The organism is Flagellimonas yonaguniensis, assembly GCF_029193885.1.
Taxonomy (GTDB): domain Bacteria; phylum Bacteroidota; class Bacteroidia; order Flavobacteriales; family Flavobacteriaceae; genus Flagellimonas; species Flagellimonas yonaguniensis.
Map to the genome: position 1 here is coordinate 284,979 of NZ_JARFVB010000001.1, position 26,485 is coordinate 311,463.

General features: G+C 41.8%; 29 protein-coding genes. 10 read left to right on the forward strand and 19 right to left on the reverse strand.

All coding sequences use genetic code 11. From position 1 onward, the window contains the following. Nucleotide 1: 1 nt before the first annotated feature. The 12 genes from cysD to PY092_RS01390 are packed head-to-tail and all read right to left on the reverse strand — an operon-like array spanning nucleotide 2 to nucleotide 11,236. A complete protein-coding gene (cysD, locus tag PY092_RS01335; RefSeq protein ID WP_275614058.1) occupies nucleotides 2-907 on the reverse strand; it encodes a sulfate adenylyltransferase subunit CysD in 906 nt (301 codons plus the stop codon). Next, nucleotides 907-1,497: an adenylyl-sulfate kinase gene (gene cysC, locus PY092_RS01340; RefSeq protein WP_275614059.1), complete on the reverse strand. Its 591-nt coding sequence runs from the start codon at nucleotides 1,495-1,497 to the stop codon at nucleotides 907-909. Before cysC ends, cysD begins: the two co-directional genes overlap by 1 nt. Next, complete coding sequence (locus tag PY092_RS01345; protein WP_275614060.1) at nucleotides 1,479-1,913, reverse strand: DUF2061 domain-containing protein; 435 nt, start codon at nucleotides 1,911-1,913, stop codon at nucleotides 1,479-1,481. The genes cysC and PY092_RS01345 overlap by 19 nt, the downstream gene beginning before the upstream one ends. Beyond that, entirely contained in the window at nucleotides 1,914-2,723 is an 810-nt protein-coding gene (gene cysQ / locus PY092_RS01350) for a 3'(2'),5'-bisphosphate nucleotidase CysQ (RefSeq protein ID WP_275614061.1), read from the reverse strand. An 11-nt stretch (nucleotides 2,724-2,734) separates the two neighbouring features. Further along, nucleotides 2,735-3,280, reverse strand: a complete 546-nt coding sequence (gene rfbC / locus PY092_RS01355) for a dTDP-4-dehydrorhamnose 3,5-epimerase (protein ID WP_275614628.1) — start codon at nucleotides 3,278-3,280, stop codon at nucleotides 2,735-2,737. After that, on the reverse strand, nucleotides 3,280-4,149 hold the full coding sequence (rfbA, locus tag PY092_RS01360) for a glucose-1-phosphate thymidylyltransferase RfbA (protein WP_275614062.1): 870 nt from the start codon (nucleotides 4,147-4,149) through the stop codon (nucleotides 3,280-3,282). The genes rfbC and rfbA overlap by 1 nt, the downstream gene beginning before the upstream one ends. Before the next feature lie 4 nt (nucleotides 4,150-4,153). Continuing rightward, nucleotides 4,154-5,215 carry a dTDP-glucose 4,6-dehydratase gene (gene rfbB / locus PY092_RS01365; protein WP_275614063.1) on the reverse strand — a complete coding sequence of 354 codons (1,062 nt, stop codon included), beginning with the start codon at nucleotides 5,213-5,215 and terminating at the stop codon, nucleotides 4,154-4,156. A gap of 29 nt (nucleotides 5,216-5,244) precedes the next feature. Then, a complete protein-coding gene (gene rfbD / locus PY092_RS01370) occupies nucleotides 5,245-6,024 on the reverse strand; it encodes a dTDP-4-dehydrorhamnose reductase (protein WP_275614064.1) in 780 nt (259 codons plus the stop codon). 37 nt (nucleotides 6,025-6,061) lie between these two features. Next, the gene (locus PY092_RS01375) at nucleotides 6,062-7,123 is read right to left on the reverse strand and encodes a type 1 periplasmic-binding domain-containing protein (protein ID WP_275614065.1); all 1,062 of its coding nucleotides are present in this window, start codon (nucleotides 7,121-7,123) and stop codon (nucleotides 6,062-6,064) included. 4 nt (nucleotides 7,124-7,127) lie between these two features. Next, complete coding sequence (locus PY092_RS01380; protein ID WP_275614066.1) at nucleotides 7,128-8,816, reverse strand: DUF6909 family protein; 1,689 nt, start codon at nucleotides 8,814-8,816, stop codon at nucleotides 7,128-7,130. Nucleotides 8,817-8,866: 50 nt separating this feature from the next. Beyond that, on the reverse strand, nucleotides 8,867-10,366 hold the full coding sequence (locus tag PY092_RS01385) for a GH3 family acyl-acid amido synthetase (protein ID WP_275614067.1): 1,500 nt from the start codon (nucleotides 10,364-10,366) through the stop codon (nucleotides 8,867-8,869). Continuing rightward, on the reverse strand, nucleotides 10,367-11,236 hold the full coding sequence (locus tag PY092_RS01390; protein WP_275614068.1) for a M23 family metallopeptidase: 870 nt from the start codon (nucleotides 11,234-11,236) through the stop codon (nucleotides 10,367-10,369). Between the two features lie 166 nt (nucleotides 11,237-11,402). Here PY092_RS01390 and tatA point away from each other — a divergent pair, with 166 nt between their 5' ends. From tatA to PY092_RS01405, 3 genes are all read left to right on the forward strand, one after another. Continuing rightward, a complete protein-coding gene (gene tatA / locus PY092_RS01395; protein ID WP_275614069.1) occupies nucleotides 11,403-11,600 on the forward strand; it encodes a twin-arginine translocase TatA/TatE family subunit in 198 nt (65 codons plus the stop codon). Between the two features lie 217 nt (nucleotides 11,601-11,817). Continuing rightward, nucleotides 11,818-13,866 (forward strand): OmpA family protein, encoded by a 2,049-nt coding sequence (locus PY092_RS01400; protein WP_275614070.1) that lies wholly within the window; start codon nucleotides 11,818-11,820, stop codon nucleotides 13,864-13,866. A gap of 251 nt (nucleotides 13,867-14,117) precedes the next feature. Next, nucleotides 14,118-14,288 (forward strand): DUF6747 family protein, encoded by a 171-nt coding sequence (locus PY092_RS01405; RefSeq protein ID WP_275614071.1) that lies wholly within the window; start codon nucleotides 14,118-14,120, stop codon nucleotides 14,286-14,288. 71 nt (nucleotides 14,289-14,359) lie between these two features. On the opposite strand, the gene PY092_RS01410 is transcribed toward PY092_RS01405, so the two are convergent. The 3 genes from PY092_RS01410 to PY092_RS01420 form a co-directional block, all read right to left on the reverse strand. Beyond that, nucleotides 14,360-15,361 carry a DUF4837 family protein gene (locus tag PY092_RS01410; RefSeq protein ID WP_275614072.1) on the reverse strand — a complete coding sequence of 334 codons (1,002 nt, stop codon included), beginning with the start codon at nucleotides 15,359-15,361 and terminating at the stop codon, nucleotides 14,360-14,362. A 12-nt stretch (nucleotides 15,362-15,373) separates the two neighbouring features. After that, a complete protein-coding gene (locus PY092_RS01415) occupies nucleotides 15,374-16,978 on the reverse strand; it encodes a lytic transglycosylase domain-containing protein (protein WP_275614073.1) in 1,605 nt (534 codons plus the stop codon). Between the two features lie 118 nt (nucleotides 16,979-17,096). Next, nucleotides 17,097-18,287: a phosphoglycerate kinase gene (locus tag PY092_RS01420; RefSeq protein WP_275614074.1), complete on the reverse strand. Its 1,191-nt coding sequence runs from the start codon at nucleotides 18,285-18,287 to the stop codon at nucleotides 17,097-17,099. Between the two features lie 182 nt (nucleotides 18,288-18,469). Between PY092_RS01420 and PY092_RS01425 the strand changes: the two genes are divergently transcribed. The 7 genes from PY092_RS01425 to PY092_RS01455 are packed head-to-tail and all read left to right on the forward strand — an operon-like array spanning nucleotide 18,470 to nucleotide 22,359. Further along, nucleotides 18,470-19,621, forward strand: a complete 1,152-nt coding sequence (locus PY092_RS01425) for a DNA polymerase III subunit (protein WP_275614629.1) — start codon at nucleotides 18,470-18,472, stop codon at nucleotides 19,619-19,621. Between the two features lie 14 nt (nucleotides 19,622-19,635). Next, a complete protein-coding gene (locus PY092_RS01430; RefSeq protein WP_275614075.1) occupies nucleotides 19,636-20,031 on the forward strand; it encodes a DoxX family protein in 396 nt (131 codons plus the stop codon). A gap of 13 nt (nucleotides 20,032-20,044) precedes the next feature. Then, nucleotides 20,045-20,494, forward strand: a complete 450-nt coding sequence (locus PY092_RS01435; protein WP_275614076.1) for a hypothetical protein — start codon at nucleotides 20,045-20,047, stop codon at nucleotides 20,492-20,494. Nucleotides 20,495-20,503: 9 nt separating this feature from the next. Then, nucleotides 20,504-20,686 carry a hypothetical protein gene (locus tag PY092_RS01440; RefSeq protein ID WP_275614077.1) on the forward strand — a complete coding sequence of 61 codons (183 nt, stop codon included), beginning with the start codon at nucleotides 20,504-20,506 and terminating at the stop codon, nucleotides 20,684-20,686. Nucleotides 20,687-20,704: 18 nt separating this feature from the next. Further along, nucleotides 20,705-21,283: a DUF7010 family protein gene (locus tag PY092_RS01445; protein WP_275614078.1), complete on the forward strand. Its 579-nt coding sequence runs from the start codon at nucleotides 20,705-20,707 to the stop codon at nucleotides 21,281-21,283. Nucleotides 21,284-21,290: 7 nt separating this feature from the next. Next, a complete protein-coding gene (locus tag PY092_RS01450; protein ID WP_275614079.1) occupies nucleotides 21,291-21,857 on the forward strand; it encodes a Crp/Fnr family transcriptional regulator in 567 nt (188 codons plus the stop codon). 52 nt (nucleotides 21,858-21,909) lie between these two features. Continuing rightward, the gene (locus tag PY092_RS01455; protein WP_275614080.1) at nucleotides 21,910-22,359 is read left to right on the forward strand and encodes a DoxX family protein; all 450 of its coding nucleotides are present in this window, start codon (nucleotides 21,910-21,912) and stop codon (nucleotides 22,357-22,359) included. Between the two features lie 55 nt (nucleotides 22,360-22,414). On the opposite strand, the gene PY092_RS01460 is transcribed toward PY092_RS01455, so the two are convergent. The 4 genes from PY092_RS01460 to mnmG form a co-directional block, all read right to left on the reverse strand. Continuing rightward, the gene (locus PY092_RS01460; protein WP_275614081.1) at nucleotides 22,415-22,921 is read right to left on the reverse strand and encodes an OmpH/Skp family outer membrane protein; all 507 of its coding nucleotides are present in this window, start codon (nucleotides 22,919-22,921) and stop codon (nucleotides 22,415-22,417) included. Between the two features lie 241 nt (nucleotides 22,922-23,162). After that, complete coding sequence (locus PY092_RS01465) at nucleotides 23,163-23,993, reverse strand: class I SAM-dependent methyltransferase (protein WP_275614082.1); 831 nt, start codon at nucleotides 23,991-23,993, stop codon at nucleotides 23,163-23,165. Further along, complete coding sequence (locus PY092_RS01470; RefSeq protein WP_275614083.1) at nucleotides 23,971-24,516, reverse strand: hypothetical protein; 546 nt, start codon at nucleotides 24,514-24,516, stop codon at nucleotides 23,971-23,973. Before PY092_RS01470 ends, PY092_RS01465 begins: the two co-directional genes overlap by 23 nt. Before the next feature lie 98 nt (nucleotides 24,517-24,614). Further along, a complete protein-coding gene (gene mnmG, locus PY092_RS01475) occupies nucleotides 24,615-26,483 on the reverse strand; it encodes a tRNA uridine-5-carboxymethylaminomethyl(34) synthesis enzyme MnmG (protein ID WP_275614084.1) in 1,869 nt (622 codons plus the stop codon). Nucleotides 26,484-26,485: the final 2 nt, after the last annotated feature.

The window sequence follows — 26,485 nt, forward strand, 5'->3', positions numbered from 1 at the left end:
TCTAAAAATATCCTTGTTTTTTTCTGTCTTCCATTGCTGTTTCCGAACGTTTGTCATCGCTTCGATTTCCACGCTCAGTTTGTCTCATAGCCGATACTTCTTGTGCAATTTTCTCTACCGTATCCGCATCCGATTCGATTCCGCCGGTAATGGTAATGTCCCCAAGTGTTCTAAAGCGTATTTTCTTGGTGACCACTTCCTCCCCTTCATCCAACTTTAAGAATTCAGAGTTGGGAATCCATGAGTTACTTCTCCAAACAACTTCACGCTCATGGGCAAAGTAAAGTGATGGTATCTGTATGTTTTCCCGTTTGATATAGTTCCAAACATCCATTTCGGTCCAATTACTTATTGGAAAAACCCGGAAATGCTCTCCTTCGAATTGTTTTCCGTTGAACAAATTCCACAGCTCTGGGCGCTGGTTCTTTGGGTCCCATTGGCCAAAATCGTCACGATGTGAGAAGAAACGTTCCTTGGCACGGGCTTTTTCTTCGTCCCTTCTACCTCCACCTATCGCACAATCCACTTTATTGGATTCAATCGCATCCAACAAGGTGGTTATTTGAAGTGCATTTCTTGTGGCGTTCTTTCCTTTTTCCTCGGCAACCCTTCCTTGGTCGATCGATTCCTGTACAGAACCTACAATAAGTCGTACGCCCAAACTATCGATAAGGTCGTCCCTGAACTTGATAGTTTCCGGAAAGTTGTGTCCCGTGTCCACGTGCATCAAAGCAAATGGTATTTTACTGGGATAAAATGCTTTTCTTGCCAAATGGGTTACCACAATGGAGTCCTTACCTCCAGAAAACAAGATTACCGGGTTTTGGAACTGGGCCCAAACTTCCCTAAGCACAAAAATGGCTTCGGACTCTAGCTCGTCTAAATAGTTTAAATAGTATTTACTCATTACAATTGTAATTTGGGTCGAATCAATTCGTATATTCTGTTAACGGCACCTTCAACGGTCTCTTTCTCCGTTAAAGTGATATCTGGGCGCAAAGGTACTTCATACGGACTGGAAATGCCCGTCATATCCTTTATTTCTCCTTTTCTTGCTTTTTTATAAAGACCTTTTACATCTCTTTTTTCACATTCTTCCAAACTGGTGTTGACAAATACCTCAACATAATTTTCCTCGCCCACGGTTTCTTTGATGAAATTTCGGTCTTTTTCAAAAGGAGCCACAAAAGCCGCCAAAACCACCATTCCCGCATCTACGAAAAGGTTGGCTACCTCTCCTATTCTTCGATTGTTCTCTGAGCGATCTTCAGCCGAAAAACTTAAGTCCTTATTGATTCCCTTGCGTACATTGTCACCGTCAAGAGTATAGGTTTTTATCTTCTCTTCTACCAATTTTTGTTCAAGAGCATTGGCTATAGTGGATTTTCCCGAACCTGAAAGGCCCGTGAAAAATATAAGGAACGAACTATGGCCGTTGGCCTTTCTTCTTTCGTTCATTCCGATTTTATAGTTATGTTTTATGATGTTCTCCTCCATTTTTTTGCTCGTTTTCTTTTATCAAGACCATAGTTGATTTTGTACCATCCTCTTTCATGAAAATAGTACAATATCATTTTTGTAATGACTTCGGCAAATCCGATTTTAAGACCCGTATAGGGGTTTCCTGATATTATCCAGGACAGCACAATGGTATCCAAGGTTCCCAATACACGCCAGGTAATGGTCTTGATGATGTGTCTTTTTCTACTATCACCTATACCAACTTTGACCCAAACCCTTTCATGAAAATAATATAGGGTCATTTTGGTAATGACCTCTGCCAAACCTATCTTAAGTCCGGTAAAAGGATTTCCCGTGATGATCCATGATAGCACAATGGTGTCCAACGTGCCCACCATTCTCCATGTGATGGTCTTGGCCAAGTGCCTTTTATAGGAAACCTTTTGTGTCATTTACCTAACTAAGAAAAATGGGTTTAGTAGGTTTTCCTTATTGTAAGTAAGGTCTTTGCCTGTTTCCCAATTGGTCACTTTCAAGCCAATCGCCGTGCAAATGGCATGGCCGGCAGCCGTATCCCATTCCATAGTGGGGGCTACCCTGGGGTAGATGTCCGCTTTTCCTTCGGCCACGATACAAAACTTTAATGAACTTCCTTTGGAGACAATTTCCACTTCTTTTCCTTCACTTTTTAATCCCTCTATGAACTGTTCCGTCTTTTCATTCATGTGAGATCGACTACCCACGACCTTGGTTATTGAACCACTCTTTTCCGAGGAGAGCAACTGATTTTCTTTATCAAAAAGATTGCTTGGCAATTCTTTTGTGTTACCAACCACTATTTTATATGACTTTCCTTCCTCAACATTGGCGTAATAGAGTTCTTGAGTGACAGGAACATATATTGCCCCTAGAATTGGGGTTTCATTTTTTATCAATGCTATGTTTACCGTAAACTCGCCATTTCTTTTGATGAACTCCTTTGTACCGTCCAAGGGATCTACCATCCAGCAAACATCCCAGTTTTTCCTTTCACTGTAATCAAGGTTCTTCTTCTCCTCACTGATTATGGGAATATCCGTCTTGGTCAAATAGGACATGATTACTTTGTTGGACTCAAGATCGGCACGGGTTAGTGGTGAGTCATCTTTTTTGAATTCGGTTTCAAAATCAGCCGAATCATATATTTCCATGATAACATTTCCAGCATCAATGGAAGCCTCTATGGCAAGGGCAAGTTGTTCTTTTAAATCTATGGGGTTCAATTTTGTGTTTTTTATGTTAGTGTGCTCAAATAGTTTGGCAAGTTCTTATCTTTTTTAGAGAGTAGCAAATCCTCCGTACCGATTAACCACTTTATATTCAGTTCGTGACAATCGAATCGAATGCCTCCTTCAGCTCTTTTGTTATAATGATTGTCGCATTTATACAACACCTTCGCCGATTCGCTCAATGTTAAAAAGCCATGTGCAAAGCCTCTTGGCACAAACAATTGTTTTTTGTCTTTACTGTTGAGCTCCATTGAGAAATATTTTGCAAATGTAGGAGAATCTTTACGTAAATCAACCGCTACATCCTGAATTCTACCCTCTAACACTGAAACCAGCTTGGCCTGGGCATGCTGTCCTTTCTGAAAATGAAGTCCTCTCAACACCCCTTTTTTGGAAAAAGATTGGTTATCCTGTACGAAATTCACTTCACGACCAATGGCTTCACAAAAATCCTTGTGATTATAACTCTCAAAAAAATAGCCTCGATTATCTTCAAAAATTGTTGGCTCTATAATAAAGCATCCTTTTAATTTGGTCTCCGTTGCTTTTATCATGCTTCTTTGTTCAATATGCCCAACAATCTTTCTCCATAACCACTCTTCATCAGGGGTTCGGCCAAATCCTTCAGTTCCTCTTCGGTAATATAGCCCATTTCATAAGCGGCCACCTCTATTGAACCCGTTATCAAGCCCTGACGCTCTTCAATGACCTCCACAAATTGCGATGCCTGCATCAAAGCCTGAAATGTCCCTGTATCCAGCCAAGCAGTTCCCCGATCCAATATACTTACGCTGAGCTTTCCTTTTTTCAAATATTCTTTGTTCACATCGGTAATTTCCAATTCGCCCCGTGCGCTTGGCTTAATGTTTTTGGCTATGGATATTACTTCATTGTCATAAAAATAAATGCCCGGCACCACATAATTGGATTTCGGTTTCTTGGGCTTTTCCTCTATACTGATGGCTTTTCCTTCCTCATCAAACTCTACCACACCATATCGTTGTGGGTCGTTTACCCGATAGGCATAAATAATTCCCCCTTTAGGGTTGTTGTTGGTTTGCAGCAGTTTGGACAAACCTGCACCATAAAAAATATTGTCCCCTAAAATCAAAGCGACCTTGTCCTTTCCAATAAAGTTTGCCCCAATAATAAATGCTTCCGCCAAGCCATTAGGGGATTCTTGGGCCGCATAGGAAAAAGAGCAACCGTATTTTTTTCCATCGCCCAACAGCTCTTTGAAGAGGGGCAGGTCCTTTGGTGTGGAAATAATCAATATTTCATGGATTCCCGCATACATTAAGGTGGACAACGGATAATAAATCATCGGCTTGTCGTAAATGGGCATCAACTGCTTGCTTACCGAAAGGGTAAGTGGGTGCAACCTGCTTCCTGTTCCTCCTGCCAAGATGATTCCTTTCATTTTTTTATGCTTGATATTGCTTTTTATAATATTCCAAATAGTCTCCTGATGTAACATGGTCCAACCATTCCTGATTTTCAAAATACCAATCTATGGTATTTTCGAGACCTTCCTCAAAAGTAACAGAGGGCTTCCAACCCAATTCCTGGTTGATTTTGGTCGCATCAATGGCATACCTTAAATCGTGTCCTGGGCGATCCTTTACAAAGGTTATCAGTTTTTCAGATGCCCCCTCTTGTCTGTTGAGTTTTTTATCCATCAATCGGCACAACAATTTGGTCAAATCGATGTTCTTCCATTCATTAAAACCACCAACATTGTAGGTTTCTCCTTTTTTTCCTTTGTGGAAGATGAGGTCAATGGCCTCTGCATGGTCTTTCACAAATAGCCAGTCCCTAGTATAATTTCCATCGCCATATACGGGCAACGCCTTATTTTGAATGATATTGTTAATGAACAAGGGTATCAACTTCTCTGGGAATTGATTGGGGCCGTAATTATTGGAGCAATTGGAAATCACATAGGGCAAACCATAGGTTTCTCCGTATGCTCTTACAAAATGATCGGAACTCGCTTTTGAGGCAGAATAGGGAGAATTGGGGTCGTATGCTGTTTTTTCGGTAAAAAGCCCCTCTTTGCCCAAACTGCCATAAACTTCATCGGTGCTGATATGATAAAACAAGAAATCTGGGTTGTCCTTGGCAACTTGCAATGAGGCATTCAACAAATTGACCGTACCCAAAACATTGGTGCGCACAAAAGACACAGGGTCGGTAATGGATCGATCCACATGGGATTCTGCGGCCAAATGAATGACGCCATCAAAATGGTTTTGAGAGAAAAGGTCATTCACAAAATCTGCGTCGGCAATGTCCCCTTTAACAAATGAATAATTGGGGGCCTGCTCAATTTCTTTGAGGTTTTCCAAATTACCGGCATAGGTCAACGCATCAAGATTGAGAACTCTGTAGTTACTGTACTTGTTAACAAACTGCCGAACCACATGGGAGCCAATAAAACCGGCTCCTCCCGTGATCAATATATTTTTGAGGGTGTTCTTTTTCATATAAGCTCCCTTAAAATCCCAGTGTCCATTTATTCTGCAAGAACACTGTTCTTTGGCCTCTTGGCGAAAGTACGATAATTCGCATCCAAAACAAGCTTGACCTTATGTTTAAGCCCGTTCTCATCCAGTATCTTCTGGGCAAAATCATACCATGTCATCGGTTCCCCATCGGTAAAATGATATAACCCAAATGGCTTGTTTCCCAATACAATTTCCTTCATAATAAACATTGCCAATCTTTCTGTATTGGTCGGACATCCCTCTTGAGCATCTGTTACATACAAGTCTTCTCCATCCAATGCCTTCCTTAGAATTGTTCTGTAGAAATTATGTCCATATTTTTTGCTGTACAACCAAGATGTACGAATGATATAATGGTTGGGCAGAATCTGTTGAATAAATTTTTCCCCAGCCAACTTGGACTTTCCGTATTCATTGATGGGGTTTGGTGTGTCATCAATGGAGTATGCGCTCTTCTTTTCCCCATCAAAAACATAATCCGTGGAAATATGGATCAGGGTTGTGCCATGCTCCTTGCAAATCTCGGCAAGGTTTTTTACCCCTTCTGCATTGACGGCAAAGGCCTCTTCTGGGTGTTTCTCTGCATTTTCGACATTGGTATACGCAGCACAGTTGATGCAGAAATCATACTGTCCTATACGAAAAGTATCGGCCAACTGTACTGGCTGGGCAATATCCAGCTCTGAAGATGTTTTGAGATCAAAGGAAACTTCGGGAAAATCATGGATATGTTCTTGAAATGTAAGGCCCAATTGGCCTCCGGCTCCAGTTATCAAGATTCGCCCCATAGCATTTTCAGATTCTCCCAAATTATCAACTCACCTCTTAAGAATCAACCTGTTCCTTGTTATAGGATTTCAAATACTTGTTAAGCTCCAACAATGCCAAGAATGCAAATGTGAACACCAACAATAGCACAGGCAGCAAAAATTTATAACTGTTCCAAAAACCTTTTTGTTCAACTCCACGAGTGGGAAAGTCACTTATGACATTTATGATGCTTGATTTGTTGGCTCTTTCCCTATTTAATTGGACCAGCCTTTCCTTGAGCACATCTTTTTCTTGCACCAAGGCAAGTTCCCTACTACTCGACTCCCCAGTTTCTGCCATGTTTATACTGGTGCCCTGCATGGGTTTTTCAGCTTCTTTTACCAAAACCGTTCTGTATAAGCTTTGGAGGGAATCAATCTCCGAGAGCTGGTTTTTATATATATCCTCCTGAAGATCCAAGTTTTCATCATTGATTTTTTTCTGAAGCTTGAAATACTCGTTGACCGCAATAGAATTGATTATGGCCGGTTGTGTTTTTTTGGCGACTCTATTATCAGTGCTTATTACAGAAATTTGATGAAACCTAGCGTCCAATGAATTGAAGTTTTGCAAGTAATTTTCAAAATCAATGGTCTTGACCGTGGTGGTGTCCAATTCCCGGATGAACTCATCAAAGAGTTTCACCTTTTGATTTTCATCAGAATAGGAATCTGTAAAAATCTCTTTTATTGTAGATGCTTCGTGCTCTGTAATATTCAATGCAGTTGCCAGTGCAACAGAATCCTGCGCCTCGGCCAAGTCGTTATAAAAGGCAATGTTGTTGTACAGCTGTTGAACACTGTTGAAGTTTGGCTCCACTACCATTCTGGAGATGTATTTCTCCGGCAAGACCTTATCCAGAATAAAGCCTCCAACACCACCTATGATAATGGCTGCCGCAATCACAATTATGTTCTTTTGAACAAAAAGGAGAAACAACATGATCAAGTGGAAAATCCCCTTAAATATGCTGCCAATGAAATTGAAGAACTTTTGAAAGCCTCTTCCGATCATTTGGAACAACTGTCCCAAATCTATTTCATCTGAATTGTTCTGATTTACTGGTTGGTCTGCCATTACCTTATGAATTGAATAGTTGTTTTAAAATCCTGTCTGTTATTAAATATGTGGGCTTTACCCCTGTTGTCCCCAATCCCCCCGAAGCTAATGTGCTGCCTGTCTCCAAGGGATTGTCCGATGCGTAGTAGGCATATCGTACTTTCACATCTTTTTTGATGCTCTTTCGTATTTGGGATGCGGATTGTATTGCTTTTTGATAATGCACCCCTTCCATTTCCAACCCTATCACATTCCAAGTGGATTCATGGAAAAACTGAAGAATATCCCTATTCTGCAACGATGTCCCCAATACGGTTACCATAGTGCCCTCCATTACTTTTAGTCCATGGCCTTCAAAATCTTTACCGTTAAGCTCGTTTTTAAAAGGATAATTATCCGCTGTTCCCTCAAAGATATGGGCCGATGGAATCATCAAATCGCCCTTGCCCCCTTCCAAAATACCAGCTTTTCCCATAATGGAAACCGAATCCACATTAAGAAAGGTTTTTTCATCTCCTTCTTCCATGGGCTTCAACAACTCGTCTATGGTCTCATATGCTTGTTCTCCAAAGGCATAGTCCATCACAAATATAACTGGTTTTTCTTCCTGTGAAATATCCTCCGGTAACTTATAGCAACAACTTTGTTTGCCGAACTTGGCAGTATCAAAAATCTGAACATCGATGTTGGCCCCAGATTCATCCTCCAGAAAAATCATACCGTTCTTTTCGGCATGGCTTTTTACCTTTTTGTTGAGAGCTTTGTGCTGTACCGAGCCCAATGCTTCATAAATGTCCAAGGAATCGCTGTCTCGGAACTCCTGTGCCAAGGCCTTTTTCGCAAAAAGGGAATTCATCACACTGTGCATATTGGCACTGATAATGTGAAGCGGCCTATGCATTAAATTATGTTGCTTTAGAGTGCTCTTGATTTTATCCGCCCATTTTTCTCCGTGGATGTGATGTCCTAAACGCTCCCTAAGCAGCGGGCTGAACGTAATGGTTCTTTTATTTCCCGTCGTCTCTTCCTCAATGGCCAGTTTACCCAACCAATAGATCACATTTAAAAAGCGATCGGGGTCTTCGGAAGTCTTCAGTTTGTTTTCGATTTCCACCACCTCATCAAAAGTCCTCCCCAAGATATTGGCACAATGTATCAGCGCCACTTCCCTTTCTTCATTGTCCTTTTCCTCGGTAAGCACAAACTCTGTAAGCTTGTCCCAATCGCGAATGGTAGCATTTCCATTATCGACCAATACCCTTCTACAGATCTTGCCCGATTCAACAAACAAAAACGTTAGGTGGGTCAGAATATCATAAATATCGCTCCTGCCCCGAGTGATTTCGATGTTCATCTGCTCATCATCAATTCGGTAGCAGTTTCTTCTACGCTTAGGTGGAACAATGGGCTTCAAATGCGATTTGGCAAAACCTTCATCCGAGGTCAGATTAATGAAACGGCACTCCTCTATGCCCTCGGGCAATCGTTCCAACACATAGATCAGTCCGTTGAGTTCTGCTTTATCTTCGGCAATAGTGCCATAAATTTCGGGCCTGAGCAATAACAAAGCGCTGCGAAGCGCATTCCCGGAAACGCCCGAAGGCTTATAAAATCCGCGGTTAAGCAAATGTCGCATGGTAATGTACAAACGCTCTATCGCATTGGTGGATTCCTGTGCCCTAGTAGTCTGTTTTACTTCTGTTGCCATCATATCTTCTGGCAAAAATAAGTGAATTCCTATGAAAATGAAGCTGTTCCAAGTCAACTAATTTTAAAGGGGTGCAGTCCATCGGCCACTTTACGGTCGTTGGCAAGGCGCTGCACCTTGTTCTGTCCTCCCAATTTTCCGATGGATTTCATGTAATCTTGAAAACCATTTGGTTGAATGCTACTGATTTTTAAAGGCTGAAGAATGTTGCCGTCAATCAAATCAAAATAGTAGCTGTTCTGCTTCTTCATGCTCTCCTCTATGATTTCAGAGAATTTCGCTGGATCAGATGGCGCCCGTTCAAACTCAATGAACCATTCATGATAGGGTAGTTCCCCCTCATCAGGGCTAGTCTGTGGAGCAACGGTAAACTCGTTTACCAAGGCATCCGTCTGCTCCACCGCCAGTCTAAGTGCTTCTTCCACCTCTTTGGCAATCACATGCTCCCCAAAAGCTGAAATAAAGTGCTTTATTCTTCCCGAGACAACAATTTTATAAGGGTTCCTTGAAATAAACCGAACAGTATCTCCTAGGTTGTACCCCCACAATCCAGCATTGGTGGAAATTACCATGGCATAGTCCACATCCAATTCCACATCGGCAATGGTCAATCGTTTAGGGTTTTCATCAAAAAACCCGTCGGCTTTTACAAACTCATAAAATATCCCGGCATCCAAGAGCAAAAGCATCCCCTTCTCCCTTTGGGAGTTTTGATAGGCAAAAAAGCCTTCGCTTGCGGGGAAAAGTTCAATGCTATCCACTTTTCTACCGATCAGGTTTTCAAATTTGGCACGGTATGGCTCGTAATTTACACCTCCGTAGATGAACAATTGGAACCCTTTGAAAAGGTTTCCGACCTTTTTGCCCGTCTTGGCGTGGAGCTTTTCAAAATACATCTGCACCCACGATGGAATCCCGGCAATGACGGTCATGTCTTCGTTTTCTGTCTCCTCAACGATTTTGTCCACTTTGGTCTCCCAATCCTCAATACAATTGGTCTCCCAGCTGGGCAAACGGTTTTTTTGGAGATAATTGGGCACGTAATGTGCGGAAATCCCGGAGAGCCTACCCAATTTAATGCCGTTCTTTTCTTCCAGTTCGGGACTGCCCTGTAAAAAAATCATCCGTCCATCCACAAAATCGGCATTTCCCGTTTCATGGATATAGTTCAGAATTGCATTTCGTGATGCCTCTACCTGATTTTTAATGGATGGTTTGGTAATGGGAATGTATTTGGCTCCCGAAGTGGTCCCAGATGTTTTCGCAAAATAAATGGGTTTCCCCGGCCACAACACATCTGCTTTGCCCCCTATGATTTGCTCAACGTAACCCTTCAGCTCTTCGTAATCCCGAATGGGAACTCGTTCCACAAAATCTTGGTGCGAATTGATTGTCGTGAACTGATGGTCCTTGCCAAAAACAGTGTCCTTGCCCTGAGCAACCAGGTGATTGAAAACCTTTTGTTGGGCTTTCACGGGCTGGTTGACCCACTTCTCGGTCTTTTTGGCTATCCGATTCGCAAATATTTTGGCTGCAAATGCTTTTAAGGACATTTAATTGAAATCAATATAGTTCTGGGGGTTTACGGGCTTTCCTTTTCTCCAAAGCTCAAAATGAAGGTGTGGGCCCGTAGTGAGTTCTCCCGTATTTCCGATAGAGGCAATCACTTCACCTGCTTTGACCAAATCGCCTTGCGACTTGCTCAAGGAGCCATTGTGTTTGTAAACCGATGTTATTCCTTCTTGATGCTCTATGATGATGACATATCCTGTTTCGGTGGTCCATTCAGCAAAGAGCACGGTTCCGTCCGCAATGGATTTTACAGGTGTATCTTTCGGGGCGACCAAATCCACCGCATAGTGTTTGGTCTTTTGGTCGAAACCCTGGGAAACTGTCCCATTCACTGGGGAGAAGAACAAGGTTCCCAAATTCTCCACATCCCTTTCAAAGAGATTGTACTTGTCCTCCAGTTCCACTTCTTCCCGCAATAACAGATCTTGTCGTATTGGGGTTAGGTCAACGGAAGCCGGATCTAATTTATATTGTTCGAACAAAGAATCGCGATTGGTCTGATTGTTCTCAACATCACCCCGCAAAACCTTCCTTACATTGTCAAGGTACCGATTGGTATAATTAAGTACGGTAACCAAAGAATCAGTTTTATAGGTCAGTTCTGTTGCCTGACGCTTCAATTTTGTGGAGGAGTATCCCGGAATGTATTCCCGCAACGGGGTAAAGGCAATGATCAATGTGGTAATGCCTATCAAAACAATAATGAACATGGTTCCGGTAACAAAAACATTAAGCCTGTTGAGCTTAAAGGATATCTTTTCCTCAAAAGTGCTTTCATTAAGAATAACCAAGCGGTACTTGTGCAGTAGCTTGCGTTTTATCTCCTTTCGTTTCTTTTTGTCCTTTGCCATGGTGAACAAAGATAGGCTTAGATTTTAATATGCATGTTAAGCTTTTTAAAAAGCTGAAGAGGATAAGTTCTTAAAAATCATTTTCAAATGCTAATTTTCGTTAATCGAACATTCTCTTCCACATCTTTTTAGTACTTTTACATTTCTAATAAAAGGTTTTGAAGATATGATTGCTCAAACTATATTTCTTGGAATGCTGGGTCCTTGGCAGATTGTTTTGATTGTCGCCGTGGTTGTTTTGCTGTTTGGAGGTAGAAAAATCCCAGAACTTATGAAGGGCCTTGGAAGTGGAATCAAAGAATTTAAGGACGCTACCAAAGAAGACGACAAAATCGAAGGAGAAAGAAACGAGTCAAAATCCTAACTGACTGTTTGTGGCTTGAAACCCGTTGCTTTTCAGTTGGTTTTCGACCAACGACAACAACATTTCAGGTTTCAATGCTGCAAATCCATTCTTTCACAACAAAAAATTATCCCCCCACTTACCATATTCTATTTTAGCAGTTCAAACTAAACTGTTAAGCCCCCTATGCTTAACCTCCAAATGAACACAACCGTTCATTTGTGCAGATGGAGTGGTAATGAAAAGACTGATCTTGCATTTATTCTTCCTATGCTCTATTGGGATGTTTTCCCAAGAGCTTGCCCTGTCCGAGCATGATGGGATGTCTTCCCGTTCCAATAAATTAACTCCATCTGTAGAAAATAGTTCCTCTGATTTCGTAAGACATCTTGATGGGTTGACCGATAAAAAACTGGCACGATACCTTAAAAAAGACGGTGTCGCCGAAAAACTTATCGAAAAAGGTAACGAGTACTTCGACCAAATGTGGTACGCCGAGTCCGCGCGCATTTTTGACATAGTGCTCGAGAAAACCGAAGCGAAGCATACCTTGTCCTTGTTGTCCAAGGCAGGAGATTCCCATTATTACATTGGCAATCTGGAGAAATCATACAAATGGTACAACGAAATCTACCAATCGTACCAAGACAACATGCAGGAGGAAACTTTTTTTAAGTACACCCAAACCCTTAAAGGAACAGGTAAATATCGAAGAGCTGCCGCCCTCACTAAAATTTTACGACAAAAAAGGGATGAGCCTTTGAATGAGCTGGAAAAAATCGACAACAGTACATGGAAAGGCGCTTATACGGTAAAAATCAAAAATTTGGGAATCAATTCCCCTTATTCTGATTTTTCCCCAATGTTCCATAATGGTTCGGACATCGTTTATTCATCCGCAAAGGATTCCTCTATTCTGATCACTAGGAAATATCGTTGGACCAACCAGCCTTTCTTGGATTTATATGTTTCAAAAAGAAAGAATGACGAAGGTGATCTATCCTCCCCGAAAAAATTCTCCAAAACGATCAACACCAAATACCATGAAGCTTCAATGGCTTTCTCGCCAGACCAGAAAACCATTTATTTCACAAGGAACAACTATGGCAAACGACTTAAAAGGGGGAAAAATGGCATCAACCATTTAAAAATTTACCGCTCAAGATTCGTTGGCGGGGAATGGACCAAGGCTGAAGAGCTACCCTTCAATAGCGAAGATTATTCTACAGGCCACCCTGCCGTAAGTAAAGATGGCACAAAAATGTATTTCGTGTCGGATAGACCTGGCGGTTATGGAGAAACAGACATCTATATGGTGGACATTTATGAAAATGGCACGTTCTCCGAGCCTCAAAACCTGGGAAGGACCGTCAACACCACAGCAAAGGAGATGTTTCCTTACATCGCGGAAAATTCGCTTTATTTCTCTTCCAACAGACCATTGGGGTTTGGTGGATTGGATGTGTACAAATCCGATGGCACGGATGGCCAATTCAGTGTTGGGAGCAATATGGGGCAACCTATCAACAGTAACCGTGATGATTTCTCCTATATTATTGATGACAAGGGATTACAGGGTTATTTTGCATCCAACCGGAAAGGCGGTAAAGGAGACGACGATATCTATTCCTTTGCATACACCCTTAACTTGAATACTATTTCGGGTAGTGTCGCTGATCTTGCAACAAGACAACCTATTCCAAACGCAAATATTTCCCTGATCGGAAAGGATGACTCGGTACTAAATACCACTGCTTCCGATTCCACTGGGAATTATACCTTCAAATATCTGAATCCATCCACAGACTACGTGGTGGCAGCAAACAAGGAAGGTTATGCGAGCAATAGTCTATCAGTAAGGACCAAGGATAACGAAGATGTTTCCGTATCACATCTTTTAAAGGAAATCGAGGAAAAAGCCATTGTTGAAGTATTCGAGCCCAAGGATGTTCTTTTCAACTTTGACAGTTTTGAAATTACCTCAAAATCTGCCCGGGAATTGGACAAACTCGTTACTGTATTAAAAGACAATAAAGGGTTATCCCTGAAGATAGCATCCCATACCGATGCTATTGGGCCAAAGGCCTATAACAAATATCTGTCCGAAAAGCGGGCCAAATCCACCAAGGCCTATCTGATTTCGCAAGGTATTGACGAATCCAGAATTGTTAGTGCCATTGGTTACGGAGAAGAGCGATTGCTCAATGACTGTTCAGATGGTCATCCCTGTGTTCCTGCACAACATCATTTGAACAGAAGGTCAGAGCTTATTCTTATATCTGATTAATTCCTTCCTTATTTTATAGGTTTCATAGCATTATAAGTCCAACAGCAACGGACAAAGTGTATTTCATCGATCATTTCCATCGGCTATCCGTTCATGACAATATGCATTTCATCGATCAAAGAAATGGTCTTGCGGATTTTTGCCCTTCGCCATTCTATTTCATCTTTTTTTTATACCGTTCACCTTCTGAATTTAAATTCTCGCCCCACAAATCAAATCTTTGACCTGTCTTTAAACCTTAAATCATACTTATGAAAAAACTACTACTCGTTAAAGAAATTTATATTGAAGGATTCCGCAATTTGGGACACATAATCGTGGAAAAATACTTTAAGATATTCGCCTGGTTCAGCTTTATCATGTTCTTTATAGTGCTTTATGCATTTGTGTACAGAATAGCTACGGGCTTTGCATTTGATTAACCCCCTAAGCTTTAAAGAACAAAAAGGCCCGAACCATAGGTTCGGGCCTTTTTGCTTTATACAAGTTGTGATTAGTCCGAAGCTGGAGTGGGTGGCTCAAAATCCACCGTCTTTAATATGGCCTCCAATTCAAACATATAGTCTCTTTTCGCCTCGGAAGGTGCAAAGGTAAATCCTTCTATTACCATTTTCCGGTTGTTGTCCTTATCGCTGATGATGTAGGTCAAAAATGGGCCTGCCATTGGATAACCATGGATTTCCCAAACCCCTTTTACCTCTGCAGCCTTTTTACCTCCGATTTCTGCAGGGAACACATACGGGGAAAAAGCTTTTTCCGTGATCATATAAGTGTCCTCATAGGGCCCTGGTATATACTTTTGACCAATGGAGTCACGCATTCGAACAATATCCTGTACAAAGGTGGAATCGTTGCTAAAATAATCCCATGGCATTTCGTAAGCGATGATGTTCATGGTGCCCTTCGGTATCTGAATATCCATCCAAACAAAATTATCTTCCCTTTTTCCAACTTTGTACAAGGAGGGTACGTTCAAATGAATTCCAAACTCTTCCTCCAAGGCTTTGTCCTTGCTCAAAGAACGTTCAAATCGTCTTTGGGCCTCAGCAATTTCGTTCGCCCTGAACTCTTTAATGGCCCTGTCGGCCAAAGAATCCAAGTTTTTGACCATTACTTCTTCCGTGGGTCCTGTTACCACGGCCACTTTCTGGGGTTTGGAATATGCATCGTCCTTGATGTGGGCCAAAGAAGTGGAATCCTGTTCCACATAGAGAATGGATCTGGAATGGGTCGTGGTCCCTTTGAACACTTTTGGAGGTACTTGGGTTATAGTGAATTTCGGTTCTATTTGTGGTAGCCCTACAATTTGGGCCGCAAACTCATCCCTGATCTTTTCTCCTACAGGCCCTCTCCAGAGCTCTGTGTCCATAATAACCATTAAGGAGTTAATGCCTCCAGTGGAAGGCGGAAGAAATCTTTCTTTTGAACCTGAATCCTTACAGGCTCCCAATGCCAACATCGCTGTGGCAAACAATAGTGTTCCTAATTTTTTCATCTTGCGCTAAATTTACGAAGAACAATCACACAATTTAAGTTTTGTGCCCGGTTTTAGGTTATTACCACTAATACCATTCCATTCTCGTAAATTTTCTATGGAAATCCCTGGATATTGTCTAGAAATGGTCCAAAGTGAATCGCCGGACCTTACCGTATGAATTTTGGAACCTCCTGCAACTGTGGTGCCAGACCCTTTGGAACTGGTGCTTTTTGCCGTGTTTTTGGCGATGTAGGGTTTTCTTGGAAAAATCGTCAGACGTTGGCCAATGCGAAGGTTATTGCTTCGTAACCCGTTCCATCTTTTAATTTGGCTCACGCCAACGCCATATCGTTCGGCTATCTTACCCAAATAATCCCCGCTCTTTACACGATATCTAATTTGGTCTTGAGCCGTTACCATGTTGGGCAACGGCTTTTCAAGGGAGTCCAATTCCTTTTTTACAAAGGCATATATTTCCGCTTCGTTGGATACAAACTTCCCTATTTTGGAAACCGGTAACCTAAGGGCATAATTCTTTCCTTCAACCTTTGGAATGATGTTCAACTTATAGGCCGGGTTCAACATTTCCAATTCCTCTGTTCCGATATCCACTAACTTGGAAATTTGGTCGAAAGTGATCAGGTTTTTTACATGAACAGTATCGGTTTCAAAGTATGGGCGTTCTGCTTTTTTGTATTGCAACCCGTGCTCTTCCGCATATTCAAAAATGTACATGGTCGCCAAAAAAGCCGGAAGGTATCCTGCTGTTTCACGTGGAAGAAATGGTCGAATGTTCCAATAATTCTCATATCCGCCAGAACGTCGAATGGCCTTGTTCACATTGCCGGGTCCGGAGTTATATGCCGCCAAGGCCAAATCCCAATCCCCGAAAATAGCATAAAGTCTAGAAAGGTATTTGCTAGCAGCTTTGGTCGCCATAATGGGGTCGTGCCTTTCGTCCACATAGCTGCTCACATCCAGTCCGTACATTTTGCCCGTGCTGTACATAAACTGCCAAAGACCTTTTGCTCCGACCCTAGATCTAGCCTTGGGATTCAATGCAGATTCCACAATGGCCAAGTATTTAATTTCCAAGGGGATGTTTTGGTTGTCCAACTCCTGTTCGAACAATGGAAAGTAGAACTGGCTTGCTGTCATCATGCGTTGCATCAAGTCCCTTCTTCTGGTTAAAAAAGACTTGATCACACTTTCCAAAGATGAATTGTAACTGATGTTGAATGGGGTTTTTTCATCCATTCTGGCCAAACGGGCCTTCAAAGTATCGGTGGGCAAATCCACCACAAAAGTAGAATCTTGCTCGGGTCCATTCTGAATCTCCAATAACATATCGCTGAACAGATCGGCATTGCTATGGAGTTCGTTTAGCCAAAGGCTATCGTAACGCCACGCCTCTTCCAAATCACGCAATTTGAACTTTCCGTCCCCTTGGGTTTCCAAGGCCATTAACTGACCATCTATTTTAATGTTGGATACCGAGATAGTTGCTTTTTCCGCTTCTTGAAGCAAAGCGGAATCTTTCTCCTTAATCGGCGCTGCATCCGATTGTTGCGCAATTAAATAAGGAGCTGAGGACAGTATGGCCGCGAAAACAGCTATTTTAATCTTTTGGTTCATTTGGACAAGGTTTGATTTTTGGGGCAAACTAAAATGGCTTTTTTTTCTGAAATAGTAAAGCCCGGAGACAAAAATCTCCATCTTTTAACGTTTCCCCCAATAACTCATAACGTGATACTTAGTCCAATATTGCGGCGATTCCCGGTAAGGTTTTCCCTTCCAAGCTCTCCAACATGGCACCACCCCCTGTGGACACATAGCTTACTTTGTCCTCGAATCCAAATTGCTTTACCGCAGCAACGGAATCCCCACCACCTACAAGGGAGAATGCTCCACCTTGGGTAGATTCGTCGATATAATTGCCCACGGCAATGGTTCCCTTGGCAAAGTTTTCCATCTCAAAAACACCTACGGGACCGTTCCACAAAATCGTTTTTGATGCCAAAATTACTTGCTTGAAGATTTCCAAGGTTTTTGGACCGGCGTCCAACCCTTGCCATCCGTCAGGTATCTTGTCCACATCAACAAACTGGGTGTCAGCACCGTTATCGAAATCGTTGGCCGCCAAAACATCAACAGGTAGATATACTTTTACATTTTTGGCCTCGGCTTGTTTTAGGATATTCAATGCCAATTCCATTTTATCATCCTCACAGATGGAATCCCCTACTTTACCTCCTTTCGCCTTCACAAAAGTGTAGGTCATCCCTCCTCCAATAATAAGGTTGTCAACTTTGTCCAATATGTTTTCAATGATGGTGATCTTGGAAGACACCTTGGCCCCGCCCAAAATAGCGGTTACGGGTTTTTCCCCTGTTTCCATCACTTTATCGATTGCTTTGATCTCTTTGGCCAACAAATACCCAAAGCATTTGTTTTCCGGGAAAAATTTGGCCACAATCGTTGTTGAGGCGTGGGCCCTATGAGCGGTACCAAAAGCATCGTTCACATAAACATCCCCGTGTTTGGACAATTGTTCAGCGAAGGCCTCATCACCAGCCTCCTCCTCTGCATGAAAACGAAGGTTCTCCAACAAAAGCACTTCCCCGCTCTGCAAGCTGGCAACAGCCTCATCAGCTTTTGCTCCCACACAATCCTCTGCAAACTTAACCTGCACCCCAATAACATCGGATACTTTTTCAACAATATGGGATAGGGACATCTCCGGGTTTGCTTTCCCCTTTGGTCTGCCCAAGTGGCTCATCAAAACGGCGGAACCGCCATCTTCCAAGACTTTAAGGATGGTTGGTTTCGCAGCATCAATACGGCTGGTGTCGGTCACATTGAAATCGCCATCCAGCGGCACGTTGAAATCAACTCTGATCAATGCTTTTTTGCCTTCGAAATTAAAATCATCTATTGTTTTCATGTAGTGTGTTCTTTTTTGAGAGCTTCAAATGTAAAGATTTCCTGCTTTTTCCATGGTTGGACAGATCTAATATTTCAAAGTTTCATGCTTTTTAACCATTTCGGTTTGATATGTTAAACCACCATGGGGCCAAGCAGGGGTTCCATGCCATACTTCAGCAGTTAAAAATGTATCTTTGGGATATGCTTTTTAAAAATGTTTTAGGTCTCGAGCACATTAAAAACCACTTGGTGACCACAGCGGAAACAGGTCGGGTGGCCCATGCCCAATTGTTCGTGGGGCCCGAGGGTTCCGGGGTGCTTCCCATGGCCATCGCCTATGCACAGTATCTGCTCTGTGGCAATACGGGCGGCGAAAATGATGGGGAAAATACGGTTTGCAATACCAAATGTAACTCCTTGACCCACCCAGACCTTCATTTTGCCTTTCCCGTTTCCAATTCGGACAAGGTAAAATCGCATGCCGTTAGCAACCATTATTTGGAAGAGTGGAGACAATTTGTGAAGGAACAGCCCTATGGCAACTTGTTTGATTGGTACCGACACATCGGCATTGAAAAAAAGCAGGGCCAAATCGGGGTCGATGAAGCCCAGGACATGGTAAAAAAGCTCTCCTTGAAATCCTACGAAGGGGGTTATAAAGTCCTGATTGTTTGGATGGCCGACAAAATGAACATTTCCGCAGCCAACAAACTGCTAAAACTAATTGAAGAACCGCCCAATAAAACCATATTGCTTCTTTTGGCGGAAGACGAGGAACAGATCATCAATACGATTCGTTCCAGATGTCAAATTTTAAACTTTCCTCCGCTGGCGGAACAGGTCATTACGGATACGCTTTTGATGAAAGGTGTTTCCCAGACCGAAGCATTGACCATTGCCCTTGAGGCAAATGGAAACTTTAACAAAGCTTTGGACCTGCTCAACAAAGACTCCGAAGATTTAGTGTTCGAACGTTGGTTTGTTCAATGGGTTCGCAGCGCTTTTAAAGCAAAGGGTAACAAGGGTGCCATACAAGAACTGATTTTGTGGAGCGAAGAAGTGGCCAAAACAGGTCGTGAAGTACAAAAAAAGTTCCTGAACTATTGCCTTACCATGATGAGACAAGCGCTTTTGCTGAATTACAAGGCGAATGAGCTTGTACATGCCAAAGTACACATGGAGGGGTTTGATTTAAGAAAGTTTGCCCCTTTTGTACATGAGAACAATATTTTGGATATTGTAAAGGAGTTGGAGCAGGCCATTTTTCACGTGGAACGTAACGGAAATTCCAAGTTGATATTCACAGACCTGTCCATTAAGCTCACTAGGCTCTTGCATGCCAAGGCCGCTTAATTTAAATACTGACCATGAACAATTTATTAGCGAACGCAACGGAAATTCTATTGTTGGCGTTTTTGACCATTACATTTTTACAGAGCGGAATAGACAAACTTATGGATTGGAAAGGCAATCTAAGCTGGCTCACCGGTCATTTTTCCAAATCAATTTTCAAGGGAACCGTCCCAGTTCTTCTGAGCATTGTTTTGGTGTTGGAAATGCTTTCAGGAATATTCTCCGGAGTGGGCATATTTGAATTTGCCGTGGATGGAGAAAGCATGTTTGGTTTTTATGGCGCCGTTCTTTCTGCCGTGACCTTATTGATGCTTTTGTTGGGCCAACGTGTTGCCAAAGATTATGTAGGGGCACAGACGATTGTAGTGTATTTGATTCCGACTGTTTTTTTGGTGTATTTGATGCAGTAAAATCCTACCGAACATGATTCTAGAACCTATCCAACGTCCTGAGCTCACCGATAAAACCCAAAGGGCCTACGAGCAATTCGAACGATTGGTCGTTGAAATCAAAAAAAAGAAATTGCCCGAAGAAATCGAGTTGGCCATCAATAAACATATTACACAACTAAATTTGGTTGCGGATACCGGTAAACCATTGCGGAACAAGGTTCGAAAAGAGCAATCCAAAATTGTTGGTATACTAGCTCAGAAACTTAAGGTCGTCCCCATAAGCTATTTCAGAAAAACATGGTTTGTTTTGGGCATGACGATTTTTGGTGTTCCTATAGGTGTGGCATTGGGGTCCAGCCTCGGAAACAATGCATTTTTAGGCATAGGTCTGCCGGCAGGAATGTCTATAGGCCTTGCCCTGGGCACACGAATGGACAACAAGGCCAAGGAAGAGGGCAGACAACTTGACATTGAACTTTAAACGTAACCCATGTTCGGAAAAAAAGCAATCGCACCTTTGGTGCTCATCATCATCAGTTTGGTTTTATTTGTTTTCAATCTCTTTGAATTGAAGAAAAGCAATAATGCTATATGGGGCATGGTCTCCAACGTTTTATTGATTGTGGCCATGATTTTTGTAATGGTCGGTAACAAGAAAAAAACAAAAGAATGATCCTATCTCATCAAAAAAATGAAAAACCAATTACAAAACACGGAAGCTTCTTCTACTAATTCTATTTTAACTGCACAATCAGATTTGCGTAATGGCTATGCCGATGGCTCTTTGGGGGTTTTAGCTTCGGGAATGGTTTGGATGACAGCCGCAATTGTGGCTTTTTTGGTTTCTTCACAAACCGCTATTTGGACCTTGTTTTTTGGCGGTATGCTCATTCATCCTCTGGGGTTGTTAATGGCCAAGCTGTTGGGTGTTCAAGGAAGTCATTCCAAACAAAATCCTTTGGGCAAACTGGTTATGGAGGGAACCATTTTTATGTTGATGTGTATTCCTTTGGCCCTGCTCCTCTCCTTGCAGAACCATGCTTGGTTCTTCCAGGGCATGTTATTGATCATTGGGGGGCGGTATTTAACCTTTACCACCCTGTATGGTATTAAAACCTATTGGATTTTAGGCGGATTGTTGGGCGCTGCGTCCTTTGCCTTGTTTTTTTTGAAGGCGTCTCCCGCCATTTCTGCTCTTTCGGGATCGATTATGGAACTCGGTTTTGGGGTTTTTATGTTTTTTTCATACAAAAAGTCAATCCTAAGGTAACAACGGTTTGGAACAAATCAGACAATATTTTGAATCGGAATTCAGGATCACACCTTCTGATTGGGAGGTTTTTTCATCAAAATTAAGCCGACATGTGTTCCCCAAAAAGAGTAAGCTCCTTCAAATGGGGAAAGTGGAAAACCATCTATCCTTTATCGAAAAAGGCATTGTTCGACTTTACATTCCACTGAAGGATGGGGAACTCACTTTTGGTTTTGTGTTCAGCGGTGCCTTTGTAAGTGCTTATGACTCTTTCCTGACCCAAAAACCGTCCGAATATGTGGTAGAAACGATAACGGATACGGTACTTTGGCGTCTTGGCCATAAAGAGCTTCAGGAGGTGTATGCATCTTCCAACATCGGGAACTTGATAGGAAGAAAGGCCAGCGAGGAGCTTTTCTTGAAAAAATCAAAAAGAGAGCTTTCCCTTTTGCGCGACAGTGCCGAACAACGCTATCTCAACCTTTTTGATGAGCGGCCCGAGCTGCTCCGTGAAATTCCCTTAAAATATATTGCTTCATACATTGGTGTTACACCGCAGGCCTTGAGCCGCATCCGTAGGCGTATTTCTTAACTTGGGTTCATTGACCTGCAAAATGTAAAGTTGGATTTTTGCCCAAAAAAAGATGAAACCTCTCTTTGTGCTCCTTGGGACCTTTGTATTGTCCGCTTTAGTCTTAAAACTCTTTACAAAAGAGTTGAACCTGCAATTGGCTGGTAGAATTGCCATGGCCTGCATGTTGGTGTTCACCGCTATTGGGCATTTTGCCTTTATGGAGGGGATGGCCGCCATGGTTCCCTCTTTTGTTCCCTTTAGGAAAGAGATTGTACTCATAACGGGAATTATGGAAGTTCTGTTTGCCATTGGACTTTTGCTGCCCCAATATCAAAAGCAAACAGCATGGTTGTTGATTGTCTTTTTTATCCTGATTCTTCCCGCGAATATCAAAGCGGCATTGGAAGAAATCAACTATCAAACAGGGCAAATGAACGGCCCAGGGGCCACTTATCTGTGGTTCCGTGTCCCGTTGCAGTTGCTTTTTATCCTTTGGGCCTATGTTACTTCCATTCGATAAAATAAAAAGCCCACTCTAAAGAGTGGGCTTTTTCAATTTATTGGATGTATCGAGTTTAGTTCTCGTACTTATCGTTCAAAATTTTAAGGATTTCATTGGTCAGGTCTTTTGCGTCGTCTCCATAAATTACAGAACCACCATCGCCACCACCCAAAATATAAGTGTAGCCGTTGGCCTTACCATACGCTCTAATCTCTTTTTTAACTTTTCTTACCAAGGTGTCCATTTCGGCTTGGCCTTTTTGCTGTAGTTGTTGCTCTTCTTGTTGCAACTGCTGACCTATTTGTTGTCCTCTTTGCTGTAGTTTAGAATATTCCTCTTGTGCACTTTGTTGTGACATACTCTGTGCCTTTGTTTGGAATTGTTGCAATTCCATTTGGAACGCTTGAGAAATACTGTCCCTTTTTTGGGTTATGGCCTGGGCCTTGTTTTGATATCTGGCATCAACGTCAATTTTTTCTTGATAGTCGTCCATGATCTTAACACTGTCCACATATCCAATCTTGTTTTGCTGACATGCCATTGCTGTGATGGCAATCGCAAGCACTACTAATTTTTTCATCTTTTACTTTTTATCGATGCGCAAAAATAGAAAAGCTTTTGGAATGGGGATCATTAAGTTTATGCGATATGAAAATTGGCCTTTGCCCAACCATAAGATTTTCTTATGGAAAGTTTACAACCATATTAGATTAGATTATTTTGTCGGCACCCATAAACGGCGCGATTTAAGCAGATCTTTTTTGTTTGGTGGGATTGTGTGGCCAGAGGTGGATTAGTCCAACATAGGTGCTGAAAATGGCTTATTTCTTCTTTTTAAGGACGTAAATCAAAGAAGAATGCTCTTTGGTAAAGATGGCCTTGAAGTTGGACCACAATCCAACAAAAAATGCACTGACCAGATAAAGTTTGTTCCCCTTGTATTTTTCTGATAAGATGGAAACGTAAAAAGCATCGAACCACATCGGTTTTATTTTTACCACCTCCATTTGATGTGGAGCAAAAAGTTTGGAAATCGATGTTTTTGAAAAATGCCAAAGATGCCTAGGAACATCAAAAGCAGCCCAATGGGATTTGTAATGCTTCGCGTCATAGGATTTAAAGTTAGGAACGGCAATTACCAAAACGCCATCCTCCTCTAAAAGATTGACCAAGTTTTTGATTTGTTCATCAAGATTGGGCAGATGTTCCAGAACATGCCAAAGCGTTATGGCCTGAAACTTTTGTCTGGATATCTCTTTTAAGCTTGACAAAAGATTTATCCCTTTTTGTTCAGCAAGTTTCCTTGCTTTATCATTTGGCTCTACCCCTGTAACGTTAAACCCAGAATTTTGGGCCGTAATTAAAAAATCCCCTGTTCCCGCACCTAAATCAAGCAACGTTTTGCTGTTATTTAACTGATTATCAACTATTTGAATCTTTTTTTTAAGATTGTTAGTCTTTACTAGTTGATATAATCTGTCCGTAAAGGAAGATTTGGAGTCTGTATGTGAAATATAGTCCTCGCTTTCGTAATAAGGCAATAAGTTTTGGGGTTGCGGTTTGGTTACCAGCATATCCAATTCTTCATCTCGATGTAATTCGAATTGCTCCCCAGAAACAGAAAAATCTTTAGTTTTTAAAAACAACTTCATTATAGTTATCGGTTGCCAAATATTCATTTTTCAATTCCCGAAGATAGGATAAAACCAACTCTCTTGAAATTGAATTTTCAGATATACAATCTTCTTCACTACCACTAAAAACTTCCATGGCAATGTACCAGTTTCCTGTTCGTGACGTATGCACATCATCAAAAACCGGGTCCATATCTGCAGCTTTATTCAAAGCAACATCCAATGCCAACGGAATCAAGTTTATTGTTTTGGTTGGAATTTCGACTTCATAAAATGAAAAGTAAAATGTTTTGCCTTGGACCAAAAACGGAACTTGTACATCCACATAATAATCGTCAAGTTGAAACTTTGTGTTGATGTAATTATAAAATTCATTCGCATCTTTAGGGTCTTCAAAAACAAAAACATTTTTTTTGGGAAGCCCTTTTTTGAATCGCTTTCCTTGGGTCAATTTATAGTCCTTTATATTTGGAGCAATCCTCAGCGGAATACAAGAACTTGAAAAAACCAAAATAAAAATGACAGGTAATATTCGTTTCATCCGGCGTAGTGTTTCGCTTAAAATGAAATCAAAAATTGAGCCATTTATTTATAAATGGAAAACAAAAAACTGTGTTCCACGTGGAACAAGTTCGTCGATTATCTCCCCAAATACACCAAAAGAACACTGATATCTGCAGGGGAAACTCCACTAATTCTAGAGGCATGGGAAATGGTAACTGGTTGAATGGACTCTAACTTTTCACGAGCTTCATAGGACAAAGATTTAAGTTTTGAATAATCAAAATTATCAGGGATTCGAACATTCTCTAAACGCTGTAATTTATCCGCATTAGTCTTTTCCTTTTCGATATAACCAGAATATTTCACTTGGATTTCGGCCTGCTCCAACACCTCGGTATCCAATTCATTTTCCTTAACGAACTCTGAAACGGATTCCAATTGAAGCATATGGTCCATTGTAACTTTTGGTCGAGAAAATACCTTGAACAACTTGTCGGATTGCTTTACCAAAGAGGAGTTTAATGATTCCAAAATGGGGTTGATTTCGTCCGTAGTGAAGCTTGTCCTTTTAAAGAAATCCACAAAATTGTCGGACTTGCTCATCTTCTCCTCCATCCGTTTTAGGCGCTCTTCTTTGGCCAAACCTATATCATGGCCCTTTGGCGTCAATCGCAAATCGGCATTATCCTGTCTTAGCAAAGTCCTATATTCCGCCCTGGAGGTAAACATACGATAAGGCTCCTCTGTGCCTTTTGTGATCAAATCATCGACTAAAACGCCAATATAAGCCTCATCTCTTTTGAGAATAAACGGGTCTTTACCATTGATTTTTAAGTGGGCATTTATGCCTGCCATCAAACCTTGTGAAGCTGCTTCTTCATACCCGGTGGTCCCATTGATTTGACCTGCGAAATACAGGTTGCTTACCAACTTGGTTTCAAGTGTGTGCTTTAATTGCGTTGGTGGAAAGTAGTCATATTCGATGGCATAACCAGGTCTAAAGAACTTCACGTGTTCAAACCCTTTTACGGATTTCAATGCTTTATATTGAACATCCTCGGGCAATGATGTGGAGAAACCATTCACATATACCTCAACCGTATTCCACCCTTCTGGTTCCACAAATATTTGGTGCGAATCCTTGTCCGCAAAACGATTGATTTTATCCTCAATCGACGGACAATATCTCGGACCAATACTCTGAATCCTGCCATTGAACATAGGGGAACGATCGAAGCCTTCTCGAAGTAAATCGTGCACCAATTTACTGGTATGCGTCATATAACAATCACGCTGAGTTTGTAGAATTGGGGTGTTCAAATAAGAGAATTTCTCGGGTTGGTCATCCCCTGGTTGTGGAATCATTTTGGAATAATCCAAAGACCTTCCATCAACCCTTGGCGGAGTTCCTGTTTTCATTCTGCCACTGTCAAAGCCCAATTCAACAAGCTGCTCGGTTATTCCAGTTGCGGCTTTTTCTCCCGCTCTTCCCCCTCCTAATTGTTTCTCTCCGATGTGAATCAAACCATTTAAAAAAGTGCCGTTTGTTAACACTACGGCTTTGGCTCTAATCTCTAATCCAAGGCTGGTTTTAACACCGACCACCCTATCTCCTTCAATCAACAAACCGTTGACCATTTCCTGATAGAAATCTGCATTTGGTGTGTTCTCCAAAGCCATCCGCCATTCCTCTGCAAAACGCATACGGTCGTTTTGTGCTCGTGGACTCCACATGGCGGGGCCTTTTGATTTATTGAGCATCTTAAACTGAATAGCGGACTTATCCGTAACGATTCCGCTGTAGCCCCCAAGCGCATCTATCTCTCGAACAATTTGCCCTTTGGCAATACCTCCCATTGCAGGGTTGCAAGACATCTGCCCGATAGTTTGAAGGTTCATTGTGACCAATAAAGTGCTTGATCCCATGTTGGCAGCAGCAGCAGTTGCTTCAGCTCCAGCATGACCTCCCCCTACAACAATAACATCATATTCCTTTTCAAACATAT

What these genes read in the sequence shown, in the direction of transcription:
- PY092_RS01415 (WP_275614073.1), bottom strand. Translation starts at nt 16,978, where the DNA reads ATGAACCAAAAGATTAAAATAGCTGTTTTCGCGGCCATACTGTCCTCA.
- PY092_RS01390 (WP_275614068.1), bottom strand. Translation starts at nt 11,236, where the DNA reads ATGGCAAAGGACAAAAAGAAACGAAAGGAGATAAAACGCAAGCTACTG.
- rfbD (WP_275614064.1), bottom strand. Translation starts at nt 6,024, where the DNA reads ATGGGGCGAATCTTGATAACTGGAGCCGGAGGCCAATTGGGCCTTACA.
- PY092_RS01465 (WP_275614082.1), bottom strand. Translation starts at nt 23,993, where the DNA reads ATGAAGTTGTTTTTAAAAACTAAAGATTTTTCTGTTTCTGGGGAGCAA.
- PY092_RS01425 (WP_275614629.1), top strand. Translation starts at nt 18,470, where the DNA reads ATGCTTTTTAAAAATGTTTTAGGTCTCGAGCACATTAAAAACCACTTG.
- cysD (WP_275614058.1), bottom strand. Translation starts at nt 907, where the DNA reads ATGAGTAAATACTATTTAAACTATTTAGACGAGCTAGAGTCCGAAGCC.
- PY092_RS01420 (WP_275614074.1), bottom strand. Translation starts at nt 18,287, where the DNA reads ATGAAAACAATAGATGATTTTAATTTCGAAGGCAAAAAAGCATTGATC.
- PY092_RS01400 (WP_275614070.1), top strand. Translation starts at nt 11,818, where the DNA reads ATGAAAAGACTGATCTTGCATTTATTCTTCCTATGCTCTATTGGGATG.
- PY092_RS01385 (WP_275614067.1), bottom strand. Translation starts at nt 10,366, where the DNA reads ATGTCCTTAAAAGCATTTGCAGCCAAAATATTTGCGAATCGGATAGCC.
- PY092_RS01410 (WP_275614072.1), bottom strand. Translation starts at nt 15,361, where the DNA reads ATGAAAAAATTAGGAACACTATTGTTTGCCACAGCGATGTTGGCATTG.
- PY092_RS01345 (WP_275614060.1), bottom strand. Translation starts at nt 1,913, where the DNA reads ATGACACAAAAGGTTTCCTATAAAAGGCACTTGGCCAAGACCATCACA.
- tatA (WP_275614069.1), top strand. Translation starts at nt 11,403, where the DNA reads ATGATTGCTCAAACTATATTTCTTGGAATGCTGGGTCCTTGGCAGATT.
- mnmG (WP_275614084.1), bottom strand. Translation starts at nt 26,483, where the DNA reads ATGTTTGAAAAGGAATATGATGTTATTGTTGTAGGGGGAGGTCATGCT.
- PY092_RS01460 (WP_275614081.1), bottom strand. Translation starts at nt 22,921, where the DNA reads ATGAAAAAATTAGTAGTGCTTGCGATTGCCATCACAGCAATGGCATGT.
- PY092_RS01380 (WP_275614066.1), bottom strand. Translation starts at nt 8,816, where the DNA reads ATGATGGCAACAGAAGTAAAACAGACTACTAGGGCACAGGAATCCACC.
- PY092_RS01455 (WP_275614080.1), top strand. Translation starts at nt 21,910, where the DNA reads ATGAAACCTCTCTTTGTGCTCCTTGGGACCTTTGTATTGTCCGCTTTA.
- PY092_RS01445 (WP_275614078.1), top strand. Translation starts at nt 20,705, where the DNA reads ATGAAAAACCAATTACAAAACACGGAAGCTTCTTCTACTAATTCTATT.
- PY092_RS01470 (WP_275614083.1), bottom strand. Translation starts at nt 24,516, where the DNA reads ATGAAACGAATATTACCTGTCATTTTTATTTTGGTTTTTTCAAGTTCT.
- PY092_RS01430 (WP_275614075.1), top strand. Translation starts at nt 19,636, where the DNA reads ATGAACAATTTATTAGCGAACGCAACGGAAATTCTATTGTTGGCGTTT.
- PY092_RS01405 (WP_275614071.1), top strand. Translation starts at nt 14,118, where the DNA reads ATGAAAAAACTACTACTCGTTAAAGAAATTTATATTGAAGGATTCCGC.
- PY092_RS01435 (WP_275614076.1), top strand. Translation starts at nt 20,045, where the DNA reads ATGATTCTAGAACCTATCCAACGTCCTGAGCTCACCGATAAAACCCAA.
- PY092_RS01440 (WP_275614077.1), top strand. Translation starts at nt 20,504, where the DNA reads ATGTTCGGAAAAAAAGCAATCGCACCTTTGGTGCTCATCATCATCAGT.
- cysC (WP_275614059.1), bottom strand. Translation starts at nt 1,497, where the DNA reads ATGGAGGAGAACATCATAAAACATAACTATAAAATCGGAATGAACGAA.
- PY092_RS01375 (WP_275614065.1), bottom strand. Translation starts at nt 7,123, where the DNA reads ATGGCAGACCAACCAGTAAATCAGAACAATTCAGATGAAATAGATTTG.
- rfbB (WP_275614063.1), bottom strand. Translation starts at nt 5,215, where the DNA reads ATGAAAAAGAACACCCTCAAAAATATATTGATCACGGGAGGAGCCGGT.
- rfbA (WP_275614062.1), bottom strand. Translation starts at nt 4,149, where the DNA reads ATGAAAGGAATCATCTTGGCAGGAGGAACAGGAAGCAGGTTGCACCCA.